The 12,711-nt window shown below is 59.1% G+C and carries 13 protein-coding genes; 2 read left to right on the plus strand and 11 right to left on the minus strand.

Annotated features, from left to right (window positions below; translation table 11 throughout):
- Window positions 1-79 precede the first annotated feature (79 nt).
- Window positions 80-580 carry a GspH/FimT family pseudopilin gene (locus tag AO388_RS16975; protein WP_058416785.1) on the plus strand — a complete coding sequence of 167 codons (501 nt, stop codon included), beginning with the start codon at window positions 80-82 and terminating at the stop codon, window positions 578-580.
- Between the two features lie 6 nt (window positions 581-586).
- Here AO388_RS16975 and ispH read toward each other — a convergent pair whose 3' ends face one another.
- The 6 genes from ispH to murJ all read right to left on the minus strand — a co-directional run bounded on the left by ispH (window position 587) and on the right by murJ (window position 8,010).
- Complete coding sequence (ispH, locus tag AO388_RS16980) at window positions 587-1,534, minus strand: 4-hydroxy-3-methylbut-2-enyl diphosphate reductase (RefSeq protein ID WP_003318785.1); 948 nt, start codon at window positions 1,532-1,534, stop codon at window positions 587-589.
- A 58-nt stretch (window positions 1,535-1,592) separates the two neighbouring features.
- A complete protein-coding gene (locus AO388_RS16985) occupies window positions 1,593-2,069 on the minus strand; it encodes an FKBP-type peptidyl-prolyl cis-trans isomerase (protein WP_044310113.1) in 477 nt (158 codons plus the stop codon).
- Entirely contained in the window at window positions 2,062-2,568 is a 507-nt protein-coding gene (gene lspA / locus AO388_RS16990) for a signal peptidase II (RefSeq protein WP_003371110.1), read from the minus strand. Before lspA ends, AO388_RS16985 begins: the two co-directional genes overlap by 8 nt.
- The gene (gene ileS / locus AO388_RS16995; protein ID WP_003435638.1) at window positions 2,561-5,392 is read right to left on the minus strand and encodes an isoleucine--tRNA ligase; all 2,832 of its coding nucleotides are present in this window, start codon (window positions 5,390-5,392) and stop codon (window positions 2,561-2,563) included. The genes lspA and ileS overlap by 8 nt, the downstream gene beginning before the upstream one ends.
- A gap of 20 nt (window positions 5,393-5,412) precedes the next feature.
- Window positions 5,413-6,339, minus strand: a complete 927-nt coding sequence (gene ribF, locus AO388_RS17000) for a bifunctional riboflavin kinase/FAD synthetase (protein ID WP_003371105.1) — start codon at window positions 6,337-6,339, stop codon at window positions 5,413-5,415.
- A gap of 132 nt (window positions 6,340-6,471) precedes the next feature.
- A complete protein-coding gene (murJ, locus tag AO388_RS17005) occupies window positions 6,472-8,010 on the minus strand; it encodes a murein biosynthesis integral membrane protein MurJ (protein WP_003371103.1) in 1,539 nt (512 codons plus the stop codon).
- 250 nt (window positions 8,011-8,260) lie between these two features.
- Between murJ and rpsT the strand changes: the two genes are divergently transcribed.
- The gene (gene rpsT, locus AO388_RS17010; protein WP_003344603.1) at window positions 8,261-8,539 is read left to right on the plus strand and encodes a 30S ribosomal protein S20; all 279 of its coding nucleotides are present in this window, start codon (window positions 8,261-8,263) and stop codon (window positions 8,537-8,539) included.
- A gap of 202 nt (window positions 8,540-8,741) precedes the next feature.
- Here rpsT and AO388_RS17015 read toward each other — a convergent pair whose 3' ends face one another.
- The 5 genes from AO388_RS17015 to rplU form a co-directional block, all read right to left on the minus strand.
- On the minus strand, window positions 8,742-9,212 hold the full coding sequence (locus AO388_RS17015; protein ID WP_003435634.1) for a CreA family protein: 471 nt from the start codon (window positions 9,210-9,212) through the stop codon (window positions 8,742-8,744).
- 27 nt (window positions 9,213-9,239) lie between these two features.
- Entirely contained in the window at window positions 9,240-10,358 is a 1,119-nt protein-coding gene (proB, locus tag AO388_RS17020) for a glutamate 5-kinase (RefSeq protein WP_003318792.1), read from the minus strand.
- A gap of 89 nt (window positions 10,359-10,447) precedes the next feature.
- On the minus strand, window positions 10,448-11,671 hold the full coding sequence (gene cgtA, locus AO388_RS17025; RefSeq protein ID WP_002551973.1) for an Obg family GTPase CgtA: 1,224 nt from the start codon (window positions 11,669-11,671) through the stop codon (window positions 10,448-10,450).
- A 216-nt stretch (window positions 11,672-11,887) separates the two neighbouring features.
- A complete protein-coding gene (gene rpmA / locus AO388_RS17030; RefSeq protein ID WP_002551972.1) occupies window positions 11,888-12,163 on the minus strand; it encodes a 50S ribosomal protein L27 in 276 nt (91 codons plus the stop codon).
- 32 nt (window positions 12,164-12,195) lie between these two features.
- The gene (gene rplU, locus AO388_RS17035; protein ID WP_002551971.1) at window positions 12,196-12,507 is read right to left on the minus strand and encodes a 50S ribosomal protein L21; all 312 of its coding nucleotides are present in this window, start codon (window positions 12,505-12,507) and stop codon (window positions 12,196-12,198) included.
- Between the last annotated feature and the right edge of the window lie 204 nt (window positions 12,508-12,711).

Consider the following 12,711-nt stretch of genomic DNA (forward strand, 5'->3'; position numbering starts at 1 on the left):
CATAGCGGGACGTACGGTTGTTTTGCGACGACGAACGCCCGCAGTGTGTTGAAACGGCGGTTTCCAGGGAGGAAAGCATATGAAGCATGCAGGATCCACACTGATCGAACTATTGATCGTCGTTGCACTGGTGGCCATCCTGGCCAACGTCGCAACCCCCTCTTTCAAGGAACTCATCGATTCCAGCCGAGGCCTTGCGACCGCCCGGGAGCTGGCCAGCGGCATTCGTTCGGCGAGAGCGGCCGCAATCACACGCAACCAGATCATTACGCTTCATGCCATCGAGAACGACTGGAGCAACGGCTGGCGGATCATACTCGACGCAGATGGCAAAGGTCCCGACGAAAACGATCCGGTGCTGATCGAACGCGCCAATGGCGGCACAACGCGAGTGGTCGATAACCGCAAGCGTGTAGAGGAAATCAGTTTCAACGGTTTGGGGACGTTACGGCGCAGAACCGCCAGGACGTTGCACGTTTGCGCTGCAGACCAGCCGGTGAGCAACTATCGAGTGATAGTCGCACCGGCCGGCCGCGTGAGGGTCGAGGACACGAAAATCGATGCAGCGCTGTGTGGCTGAATAGCCTCAGAGCAGCGACTTGACGCGCAATTCCTTGGGCATGGAGAAGGTGATGTTCTCCTCGCGGCCGGCAAGCTCATCCGCACCGGTCGCGCCCCAGGCCTGCAATTGCTGGATCACGCCGCGCACCAGCACTTCGGGGGCCGAAGCGCCCGCAGTGATGCCGATACGCTCTACACCGTCGAACCAGCCCTGTTGCATGTCTTCGGCGCCGTCGATGAGGTAGGCCGGAGTCGCCATGCGCTCGGCCAGCTCGCGCAGGCGATTGGAGTTGGAGCTGTTCGGGCTGCCCACCACCAACACCACATCGCACTCATCGGCCAGTTGCTTGACCGCGTCCTGACGGTTTTGCGTGGCGTAGCAGATGTCGTCCTTGCGCGGCCCGCCAATGGCCGGAAAGCGCTTGCGCAAGGCATCGATCACCCGGCTGGTGTCATCCATGGACAAGGTGGTCTGGGTCACGAAGGCCAGGGCTTCAGGGTTGCGCACCTGCAGGCTGGCAACATCCTCTTCGTCCTCGACCAGATAGATCGCGCCGCCATTGGCAGCATCGTACTGACCCATGGTGCCTTCGACTTCCGGGTGACCGGCGTGGCCGATCAGGATGCACTCGCGGCCGTCGCGGCTGTAACGGGCGACCTCGATATGTACCTTGGTCACCAGCGGGCAGGTAGCATCGAACACTTTCAGACCACGGCCTGCAGCTTCGGTACGCACAGCCTGGGAGACACCGTGGGCGCTGAAGATAACGATGACGTCGTCCGGCACCTGATCCAGCTCTTCGACGAAGATCGCACCGCGAGAGCGCAGGTCTTCGACGACAAATTTGTTGTGAACAACTTCATGGCGCACATAAATCGGCGGACCAAACACTTCCAGAGCGCGATTGACGATTTCGATCGCGCGGTCCACTCCGGCACAAAAGCCGCGGGGGTTGGCGAGTTTGATTTGCATGCGGTGCCTCATGGTTGGTACGGGGTAGCCCGGCCTGGGCCGGGCTCGACGGCGAAGGTCAGGAAGCCAGAATCGCCTTCACTTCGAAGATTTCCACTTCAAAGCTCAGAGTCTTGCCTGCCAGCGGGTGATTGAAGTCAATGGTGACCTGATCATCATCGAATGCTTTCACCACGCCGGGCAACTCGGTATTGGCGGCGTCATTGAAGATCACCAGCAACCCTTCGGACAGTTCCATGCCTACGAACTGCGAGCGTGGCATGATCTGCACGTTTTGTGGGTTGGGCTGACCAAAGGCGTTTTCCGGCAGAATCTCGACGGTCTTTCGGTCACCCGCCTTGAAGCCGAAAATCGCCATTTCGAAGCCTGGCAGCAGGTTGCCGTCACCGACCTTGAAGGTGGCCGGGGCCTTTTCGAAGGTGCTGTCGACGGTATCGCCGTTTTCCAGACGCAGGGCGAAGTGCAGAGTGACCTGCGTATTCTGACCGATGCGCAGCTCGTCGGACGAGCCTTGAGTCGAAGATTGCTCAGTCATTGACGGTCTCTCCGGTTTTCTTGCTCTTGAACATGTCCAGCGCCAGCATGATTGCCCCGACGGTGATCGCACTGTCCGCGACGTTGAACGCCGGGAAGTACCAGCGGTTCTGCCAGTGAACCAGAATGAAGTCGATCACGTGGCCCAGCACGATACGGTCGTAGAGGTTGCCCAGTGCGCCGCCCAGTACCAGCGCCAGTGCAACGGCCAGCCACGTGTCGTCACGCCCCAGACGCTTGAGCCAGACGACCAGCACAGCGCTGACCACCACTGCGATCAGGGCGAACAACCAGCGCTGCCAGCCGGCACCATCAGCCAGAAAACTGAAGGCGGCACCGGTGTTGTAGGCCAGGGTCCAGCTGAACAGATCCGGAATCACGATGATCTGCTGGTACAGGGTCAACGCGTTCTCGAAGTAATACTTGCTGGCCTGGTCAATGACCAGAACCAGCACGCTCAACCACAGCCAGGCCAGACGGCCAAACGAGGCGTTAGGCATAGTGACGAACCTCGCCTGCACCGCTGATGTTGTCTACGCAACGACCGCAGATTTCCGGATGCTCGGGGTTTACCCCTACATCCTCGCGGTGGTGCCAGCAACGGGCGCATTTGGCATGACTGGACTTGAGCACTTTCAGTTTCAGGCCGGCAACTTCGGTGACCACGGCATCGGCTGGCGCAGACGCGAGCGGCGCCACACTGGCTGTCGAGGTGATCAGCACGAAGCGCAGCTCGTTGCTCAGTTTCGACAGGTCAGCCACCAGCGACTCCTCGGCATACAGGGTCACTTCAGCCTGCAGGTTGCCGCCAATCGCCTTGGCAGCGCGCAGGTTTTCCATTTCCTTGTTGACCGAGGTCTTCACCGCCATGATCCGCTCCCAGTAGGCGCGGTCCATGTCAAAGTCGGCAGGCATTTCGGTCAGGCCTTCGTACCAGGTGTTGAGCATCACCGATTCATTGCGCTCGCCGGGCAGGAACTGCCACAGCTCGTCGGCGGTGAACGCCAGGATCGGCGCGATCCAGCGCACCAGCGCTTCGGAGATGTGGAACAGTGCCGTCTGGCATGAACGACGCGCGGTGCTGTTGGCCGCCGTGGTGTACTGACGATCCTTGATGATGTCGAGGTAGAAACCTCCCAGCTCCTGCACGCAGAAGTTGTGGATCTTCGAGTACACGTTCCAGAAGCGGTATTCGCCGTAATGCTCTTGCAGCTCGCGTTGCAGCAGCAGGGTGCGATCCACGGCCCAACGGTCCAGCGCGAGCATTTCCTCGGCGGGCAGGATATCGGTCGCCGGGTTGAAGCCCGTCAGGTTGGAGAGCAGGAAGCGTGCAGTGTTGCGGATACGACGATAGGCGTCGGCGCTGCGCTGCAGGATCTGATCGGAAACCGCCATCTCGCCGGAATAATCGGTCGCCGATACCCACAAACGCATGATGTCGGCACCCAGCGAGTCGTTGACCTTCTGCGGCGCTACCACGTTGTTCAGCGATTTGGACATCTTGCGGCCGTTCTCGTCGACCACGAACCCGTGGGTCAGCAGCTCGCGATACGGTGCGTGATCGTCCAGCATGCAGCCGGTCAGCAGTGAGGAGTGGAACCAGCCGCGATGCTGGTCCGAGCCTTCCAGGTACAGGTCGGCACGCGGACCGCTTTCATGGCCCATCGGGTGCGAACCGCGCAGCACATGCCAGTGCGTGGTGCCCGAGTCGAACCAGACGTCCAGGGTGTCGGAGATCTTGTCGTACTTGCCGGCTTCGTCACCGAGCAACTCGCTGGCGTCGAGCTTGAACCAGGCCTCGATGCCTTCTTTCTCGACACGCTGCGCCACTTCTTCCATCAGCTCGACGGTACGTGGGTGCAGGTCGCCGCTTTCCTTGTGCAGGAAGAACGGAATCGGCACGCCCCAATTGCGCTGACGCGAGATGCACCAGTCAGGACGGTTGGCGATCATCGAGTGCAGGCGCGCCTGCCCCCATGCCGGAACGAATTCAGTGTCTTCGATGGCCTTGACCGCACGCTTGCGCAGGGTCTCGCCGCTTTCAGGCTGCTTGTCCATGCCCACGAACCACTGCGCCGTGGCGCGATAGATCAAGGGCGACTTGTGGCGCCAGCAGTGCATGTAGCTGTGGCTGATGGTTTCGGTGTCCATCAGGCTGCCGACTTCGACCAGCTTGTCGATGATATTCTGGTTGGCCTTGAAGATGAATTGGCCACCGAAGAACTCCAGCGACTCGACATACACACCGTTGCTCTGCACCGGGCTGATGATGTCGTCGTTGCTCAGGCCATATTGTTTGCAGATAGTGAAGTCGTCTACGCCATAGGCAGGCGAGCAGTGAACGATCCCCGTGCCCGCACCCAGTTCAACGTAGTCAGCCAGATAGACTGGCGACAGGCGGTCGTAGAACGGATGGCGGAAATTGATCAGTTCCAGCGCCTGACCGGTGGTGGTCGCAATGACCGTGCCTTCCAGCTTGTAACGGGCCAGACAGCTCTCGACCAGTTCGGCGGCCAGTACCAGCAGTTTGTCGCCGACATCGACAAGCGCGTATTCGAATTCAGGGTGGACGTTCAGCGCCTGGTTGGCCGGGATCGTCCACGGTGTGGTGGTCCAGATCACGATGGACGCAGGCTTGCCCAGCGACGGCACGCCGAATGCAGCTGCCAGTTTTGCTTCGTCGGCGATCGGGAACGCAACGTCGATGGTCGAGGACTTCTTGTCCTGATACTCGACTTCGGCTTCAGCCAGTGCCGAGCCGCAATCGAAACACCAGTTGACCGGCTTGAGGCCCTTGAAGACGAAACCGCCCTTGACCATCTCGGCCAGCGCACGGATTTCTCCGGCTTCGTTGGCGAAGTTCATGGTCAGGTACGGATTGCTCCAGTCGCCCAGCACGCCCAGACGGATGAATTCGGACTTCTGGCCTTCGATCTGCTCGGACGCATAGGCGCGGCACAGCTCACGCGTACGGTCTGCGGAGAGGTTCTTGCCGTGGGTCACTTCGACCTTGTGCTCGATCGGCAGACCATGGCAGTCCCAGCCCGGCACATACGGGGCATCGAAGCCCGCCAGGGTCTTGGAACGCAGGATCATGTCCTTGAGAATCTTGTTGACCGCATGACCGATGTGAATATTGCCGTTGGCGTACGGAGGACCGTCGTGCAGAACGAACTTGGGACGATCCTTGCCAATCTCGCGCAGCTTCTGGTACAGGCCAATGCTGTCCCAGCGCTGCAGAGTTTGCGGCTCGCGCTGGGGCAGGCCGGCCTTCATAGGGAAGGCGGTGTCCGGAAGGTTTAGCGTGGCTTTATAGTCAGTCATTTCAGGCTCTTGTTTAGCGGTTAGCCATGCCAATGGGCACGGGCGGCGGCGACGTCCGCATTGATCGCCGTCTTGAGCGCCTCCAGTGAGGCGAAACGCTGCTCATCACGCAGCTTGTGGTGGAAAGCCACCGTCAAACGCCGGTCATAAAGATCGCCGGCAAAATCCAGAAGATGCACTTCAAGGTGGGCACTGCCATCACCCGTTACCGTCGGGCGTACGCCGATGTTGGCGACCCCCGGCCAGGCTTTGCCATCGATCTCGGTGCTGACCAGATAGACTCCGCTCAGCGGTACACGACGACGCTTGAGTTGTACGTTGGCGGTGGGCGTACCCAGCTGACGTGCCAGCTTCTGGCCGTGCAATACCCGCCCGGCGATCTGAAACGGACGACCGAGCATGCGCTCGGCCAGGGCAAAGTCCGACGCAGCCAAAGCCTTGCGCACCTTGGTACTGCTGACACGGATGCCATCTATTTCAACGGTCTGCGCCGCTTCTACGGTAAAACCATACGTCGTGCCGGCCTGTTGCAGGAAGTCGAAGTCACCGACCCGGTCGAAGCCAAAACGAAAATCGTCGCCCACTTCAAGGTGTTGAACACCCAGACCGTCGATCAGCACGGTTTCGACGAAACTCGCCGCGCTGAGCTTGCACAGACGCTGATTGAAGGACAGGCAAAGTACCCGGTCAACGCCTTCGGCACTGAGCAGCTCGAGCTTGTCACGCAGACGGGCCAGACGGGCCGGCGCCGTTTCGGGCGCAAAGAACTCACGCGGCTGCGGCTCGAAGATCACTACACAACTGGGCACACCCAGTTCGACGGCACGCTCGCGCAGACGCGCCAGGATAGCCTGGTGGCCACGATGAACGCCGTCGAAATTGCCAATCGTGGCGACGCAGCCCCGATGTTCGGGGCGCAGGTTGTGAAGGCCTCTAACCAGCTGCATAACGCACTTCTTGCTCATAAAGTGGCCGATTATAACCACACACGGCCGTGGACGACAGGCAACACACCAAGACCGAATGAAGGTTCTCGGCGTGTGGCGACAAAAACCGAAGGTCAACCGCTGCGACGCGCCCTACATAATGGCTTTGCGGGCGAAATCCCTGAGGCGGAAGCCTAATAAAAGAAGCATGGCGAAATAGGTCACGACGCCGGCTGCAACCAGCGCACCCAGACGCAGAAAACGCTCCAGCATATGACCTTCGTCCCATGCAGGCATGACATGCATGAGCCCCAACAGCACCGCTGACATCATCGCGACGGCAATTACCAGCTTGAACAGGAACTTCGTCCAGCCAGGCTGCGGCTGAAACAGATCCTGCTTGCGCAACTGCCAGAACAGCAACCCGGCATTGATGCACGCCCCCACACTGATCGCCAGCGCCAGACCGGCATGCTGCAAGGGCACGATGAAGGCCAGGTTGAGCAATTGAGTCACTATGAGGGTGAAGATCGCGATTTTCACCGGGGTGCGGATATTTTGTTGAGCATAAAAACCGGGGGCCAGCACCTTGATCAAGATGATCCCCAGCAACCCGACCGAGTAGGCGACCAGCGCACGCTGAGTCATGGCCGCGTCGAGCGAGTCGAATTTACCATACTGAAACAGCGAAACGGTCAACGGTTCGGCAAGCAGCCCCAGCGCCAGCGTGCAAGGCAGAACCAGCACGAAACACAGTCGCAGACCCCAGTCGAGAATCCGCGAGTATTCCTGGCGATCCCGCTGCGCGTAGGTTTTGGACAGTATCGGCAGCAGAATCGTCCCCAGAGCCACACCCAGTACGCCGGAAGGCAACTCCATCAGGCGGTCGGCGTAGTACATCCATGACACCGAGCCGGCGACGAGGAACGAGGCAAAGATCGTGTTGATGATCAGAGAAATCTGACTGACAGAAACGCCAAGGATGGCAGGCAGCATCTGTTTCATTACCCGCCATACTCCGGTGTCACGCAGATTCAGACGCGGCAGCACCAGCATGCCGATCTTTTTCAGGTGCGGCAGTTGGTAAAGCAGTTGCAGCAGGCCACCGACCAGAACCGCCCAGCCCAGCGCCATGACCGGCGGATCGAAATACGGCGTCAGGAACAGCGCGAAGAAAATCATGCTGACGTTGAGCAGCGTAGGCACGAACGCCGGCACCGAGAAGCGGTTCCAGGTATTGAGGATCGCGCCGGCCATCGAGGACAGGGAGATCAGCAATATATAAGGAAAGGTCACGCGCAGCAGGTCCGAGGTGAGCGCGAATTTCTCCGGGGTGTCGACAAAGCCGGGCGCGGTGGCCCAGATCACCCAGGGCGCAAAGATCACCCCGAGCAGCGTCACCAGGGCCAGCGCCAGGGTCAGCAGTCCGGTGACATAAGAAATGAAGGTACGCGTCGCCTCCTCCCCCTGCTGGCTCTTGTATTCGGCCAGGATCGGCACGAATGCCTGGGAAAAGGCACCCTCGGCGAAAATACGGCGCAGCAGATTGGGCAGTTTGAAGGCGATGAAGAACGCGTCCGTGGCCATTCCGGCCCCGAAAGTGCGCGCGATAATGGTGTCGCGAACAAAGCCCAGAACCCTGGAAACCATGGTGATAGAGCTGACGGCGGCGAGTGACTTGAGTAGATTCATTGAAAGAGTTGTGCGCCTCGGCAAAGGATGGGCGATAAAGCCAGCCATTTATGCAATACTTCGCGCCGCAAAAATGCCCGAAGCAAAGGCCGCGAGTTTACAGGTCACAGGCCGGAAATAAATCCTCCAGTCAAATGTAGCAACCACTCAGCGGAACACCTTAACTGCCCTTGACAAGACTTCAACTCATCGGCATGATTCGCGGCCTATTTTGTTTGCTATTTCACAAAGTCTTTCGAGGAGCTCGACGGTGGCCAACACACCTTCCGCCAAAAAACGTGCAAAACAGGCTGAGAAGCGTCGCAGCCACAACGCCAGCCTGCGTTCCATGGTTCGTACCTACATCAAGAATGTAGTTAAAGCCATCGACGCAAAAGACGCAGAAAAAGCGCAAGCCGCTTATGTTCTGGCTGTTCCTGTTATCGACCGTATGGCCGATAAAGGCATCATCCACAAGAACAAGGCTGCTCGCCATAAAGGTCGTCTGAACGGTCACATCAAGGCTCTGAGCCTTGCTGCTGCAGCCTAAGCGACCCGCTTGTTAAAAAACCGACCTCAGGGTCGGTTTTTTATTGCCTGCTGGAAAGTAGCCGGTGCAACGGAAACTTGTGACGCAGAGCGTCACGACAGGCATTCCCACACTGGAGCGTGAGGAACGATAATTCAACTATCGTGCGACGCTCCGCATCGGCATGCCGTTCTGGACGCTCTGCGCCCACCACTGAGCCACATCAAGGCGCGGGCGCGGTTGTCCATGGCAGGATAGGAATGGCGGTCACGGCATTCTGCGGGCTGCCTTCGATGACCCGGTCGCTATAGACCAGGTACACCAGCGCATTGCGCTTCTTGTCGAAGAAACGCACCACCTGCATGGTCTTGAAGACCAGCGAGGTACGCTCCTTGAACACCTCGTCGCCGTCCTTGAGGGTTTCCTTGAAGCGGATCGGCCCGACCTGACGACAGGCGATAGACGCCTCGGCACGGTCCTCGGCCAATCCCAGACCGCCCCTCACGCCACCCGTCTTGGCGCGTGACAGGTAGCACGTCACCCCGTCCACCTTGGGATCATCAAACGCCTCGACCACAATTCGATCGTTGGGCCCGACCATCTTGAACACGGTCGACACCTGACCGATCTCTTCGGCCGAAACCAGCACCGGCATCAGCAACGCGGCCGCTAATAAACCTTTAATGAAACGCATCAAATAGTCCTTTTTTGCAGCCTTGAGTCAGACGAGGATCAGGTTATCCCGATGAATCAGCTCGGGCTCGGCCATATAGCCCAGCTCGCGCACGATGGATTCGGAAGAGTGACCAATGATTTTCTGGGCTTCGATGGCACTGTAATTACTCAGCCCGCGAGCGATCTCGCGACCGTCCGGGGCAACGCATACCACCATCTCGCCACGCCTGAAGCTGCCCTGGACCAGTTTGACGCCCACCGGCAGCAGGCTTTTCTGATCCTTGGCCAGCGCCGCAACCGCACCATCATCCAGCACCAGCGTACCGCGGGTCTGCAGATGCCCTGCCAGCCACTGCTTGCGCGCTGCGAGCATGCCACGCTCAGGGGACAGCAGCGTACCCAACCGCTCGCCGCCCTTGAGTCGCGCCAGAACGCGCTCGATGCGCCCACCGACGATGACAGTATGCGCACCGGAACGCGCCGCCAGACGCGCTGCACGCAGCTTGGTCTGCATGCCGCCGCGCCCCAGCGCACCGCCCGTACCACCCGCCACTGCATCCAGCGCCGGATCATCGGCACGCGCTTCGTAGATCAGCTGCGCCTCCGGGTTGTTGCGCGGATCGGCGTCGAACATGCCATCACGGTCGGTCAGGATGACCAACAGATCAGCCTCGACCAGATTGGCAACCAGCGCAGCCAGCGTGTCGTTATCGCCAAAACGGATTTCGTCGGTAACCACCGTGTCGTTTTCGTTGATGACCGGCACAACCCCAAGCTCGACCAGCGTGCGCAGGGTGCTGCGGGCATTCAGGTAGCGCTTGCGATCCGACAGGTCATCGTGGGTCAGAAGGATCTGCGCGGTATGCCGGCCATGCTCGGCAAAGCTCGATTCCCACGCTTGCACCAAGCCCATCTGACCGATGGCCGCAGCAGCCTGAAGCTCATGCATGGCACTGGGTCGGGCCGTCCAGCCAAGACGGCTCATGCCGGCAGCCACCGCCCCGGAAGACACCAGTACCAGCTCGACACCCGCCTCGTGCAGCGCCACCATCTGCTCCACCCAAACACCCATGGCGTTGCGATCCAGGCCCTTGCCATCAGCCGTCAGCAAGGCACTGCCAATCTTCACAACCCAGCGCTGGGCGCCCGTCACTTTGCTGCGCATCTTCTTCCAACCCTAGCCAGAGATTTTCAAATTCGGGATACAAAAACGCCGCTAACAATCGTAGCGGCGTTCAAGTTTACTTCAAGCGATCAGTCACGGACGTAAATGATTTCCGGACCGTCTTCATCGTCCACGTCTTCCTCATCCCAGTCATCGTCACCGATGTCATGAACGCTCTTCACGCCACTGCGACGCAGGGCACGCTGATCGTCCAGTGCCTGCAACTGGGCACGGGCTTCATCTTCGATGCGCTGATCGAGCTCGGCCAGCTCTTCAGCGTAACCAGGCTCTTCGGCGATACGCTGGCTGCGCTCTTCGAGGTAACGCATGATGTCGCGAGTCAGCTGCTCGGTGCCTTCTTTGGCAATTGCCGAGATCACGTAAACAGGGCCGGTCCACTCCAGACGATCGACGATTTCCTGCTTGCGCGCCTCCTGCTCTTCTTCAAGAATCTGATCGCACTTGTTCAGCACCAGCCAGCGATCACGCTCGGCCAGCGACGGGCTGAATTTCTCCAGTTCGTTGACGATCACTTCTGCAGCATCCGGAGCACTGCTTTCATCCAGCGGCGCCATATCGACGAGGTGCAGCAACAGACGAGTACGCGCCAGGTGCTTGAGGAAGCGAATCCCCAGGCCTGCGCCGTCGGATGCACCCTCGATCAGACCTGGAATGTCAGCAACCACAAAGCTTTTCCAGCGATCGACACTGACCACGCCGAGGTTCGGCACCAGCGTGGTGAACGGATAGTCGGCAACCTTTGGCTTGGCCGCAGACACCGAACGGATGAAGGTGCTCTTGCCCGCATTGGGCAGGCCCAGCAGACCGACGTCGGCCAGCACTTTCAGCTCGAGCTTGAGATCACGCTGATCACCCGGCTTGCCCGGTGTGGTCTGGCGCGGAGCGCGGTTGGTACTGGACTTGAATCGGGTGTTGCCCAGACCGTGCCAGCCACCCTGGGCAACCATCAGGCGCTGACCATCCTTGGTCAGGTCACCGATGATTTCCTGAGTAGTAGCGTCGATGATGGTGGTCCCGACCGGCACACGCAGCACCAGCTCTTCACCCTTGCGACCGGTGCAGTCGGCGCTGCCACCGTTGGAGCCGCGCTCGGCGTCGAAGTGACGGGTGTAACGGTAGTCGACCAGCGTGTTCAGGTTGACGTCGGCGACCATGAAGATCGAGCCGCCATCACCACCATCACCACCGTTGGGACCACCGTTCTCAATGAATTTTTCGCGACGGAAGCTCATGCAACCGTTGCCGCCGTCACCGGCTTTTACTCGAATGGAAACTTCATCTACAAATTTCATAACGCACGCCTCCCGCCACAGGGACGAGCAGAACCACATAAATTACATAAGACTCTTGCAAAAATGAGCGTTGCGATACCGATCAGAAACCAGCGACCCCACGGGTCAACATCACAACAGCCCGCACAAACAGTTTTGCAAGAGACTCACCTGCCTCTCTACCTCTACAAACAAAAAAGCCCCGTCGCAAGACAGGGCTCTTAAGCTACTGCGTAATTACGCTGCGGAGACTTCAGTCTTCGGAACGATGCTCACGTAGCGGCGACCGAAGGCGCCCTTGACTTGAAACTTGATCACGCCTTCCACTTTCGCGAACAGGGTGTGATCTTTACCCATGCCAACGCCGTAGCCAGCGTGGAATTGGGTGCCGCGCTGACGCACGATGATGTTGCCAGGGATGATAGCCTGGCCGCCATACATCTTCACGCCAAGGCGTTTGGCTTCTGAGTCGCGCCCGTTACGGGTACTACCACCAGCTTTTTTGTGAGCCATGAGTCAATTCTCCAGTTGAGGATTAGGCTGAATTAAGCCTGAATACCTGTAATTTTGATCTCGGTGTACCACTGGCGGTGGCCCATACGCTTCATGTGGTGCTTACGACGACGGAACTTGATGATACGAACCTTATCGTGACGACCTTGCGAAACCACTTCAGCCACAACGGTAGCGCCAGCAACAACTGGAGCACCGATATTGACGTCGTCGCCATTGCCAACCAGCAGAACGCGGTCAAACGTGACGGATTCGCCAGTAGCGATTTCCAGTTTTTCAATTTTCAGGTATTCACCTGGGGCGACTTTGTACTGCTTGCCACCGGTAACAATTACTGCGTACATGGTATTTCTCCGAAAATCCTGCTCACCCAGCTCTTTATAAGAAGAGTATCGGCTGGCATGGCTGCATGGGGCTGGAACGGCCCGTTTGCATTGCGTAAGGCAGGTGCTGCCCAAGAAAGTTAGGGTGCGCGATTGTACGCAAGGCATTCGCGTGTTGCAAGAGGCGCCTCGTCATACCTTGACACGCTCTACCCCGCGACCTAG

This window comes from Pseudomonas sp. ICMP 10191 (genome assembly GCF_001467335.1).
GTDB classification, from domain to species: Bacteria; Pseudomonadota; Gammaproteobacteria; order Pseudomonadales; family Pseudomonadaceae; genus Aquipseudomonas; species Aquipseudomonas cerasi.

What these genes read in the sequence shown, in the direction of transcription:
- AO388_RS16975 (WP_058416785.1), top strand. Translation starts at nt 80, where the DNA reads ATGAAGCATGCAGGATCCACACTGATCGAACTATTGATCGTCGTTGCA.
- ispH (WP_003318785.1), bottom strand. Translation starts at nt 1,534, where the DNA reads ATGCAAATCAAACTCGCCAACCCCCGCGGCTTTTGTGCCGGAGTGGAC.
- AO388_RS16985 (WP_044310113.1), bottom strand. Translation starts at nt 2,069, where the DNA reads ATGACTGAGCAATCTTCGACTCAAGGCTCGTCCGACGAGCTGCGCATC.
- lspA (WP_003371110.1), bottom strand. Translation starts at nt 2,568, where the DNA reads ATGCCTAACGCCTCGTTTGGCCGTCTGGCCTGGCTGTGGTTGAGCGTG.
- ileS (WP_003435638.1), bottom strand. Translation starts at nt 5,392, where the DNA reads ATGACTGACTATAAAGCCACGCTAAACCTTCCGGACACCGCCTTCCCT.
- ribF (WP_003371105.1), bottom strand. Translation starts at nt 6,339, where the DNA reads ATGCAGCTGGTTAGAGGCCTTCACAACCTGCGCCCCGAACATCGGGGC.
- murJ (WP_003371103.1), bottom strand. Translation starts at nt 8,010, where the DNA reads ATGAATCTACTCAAGTCACTCGCCGCCGTCAGCTCTATCACCATGGTT.
- AO388_RS17015 (WP_003435634.1), bottom strand. Translation starts at nt 9,212, where the DNA reads ATGCGTTTCATTAAAGGTTTATTAGCGGCCGCGTTGCTGATGCCGGTG.
- proB (WP_003318792.1), bottom strand. Translation starts at nt 10,358, where the DNA reads ATGCGCAGCAAAGTGACGGGCGCCCAGCGCTGGGTTGTGAAGATTGGC.
- cgtA (WP_002551973.1), bottom strand. Translation starts at nt 11,671, where the DNA reads ATGAAATTTGTAGATGAAGTTTCCATTCGAGTAAAAGCCGGTGACGGC.
- rpmA (WP_002551972.1), bottom strand. Translation starts at nt 12,163, where the DNA reads ATGGCTCACAAAAAAGCTGGTGGTAGTACCCGTAACGGGCGCGACTCA.
- rplU (WP_002551971.1), bottom strand. Translation starts at nt 12,507, where the DNA reads ATGTACGCAGTAATTGTTACCGGTGGCAAGCAGTACAAAGTCGCCCCA.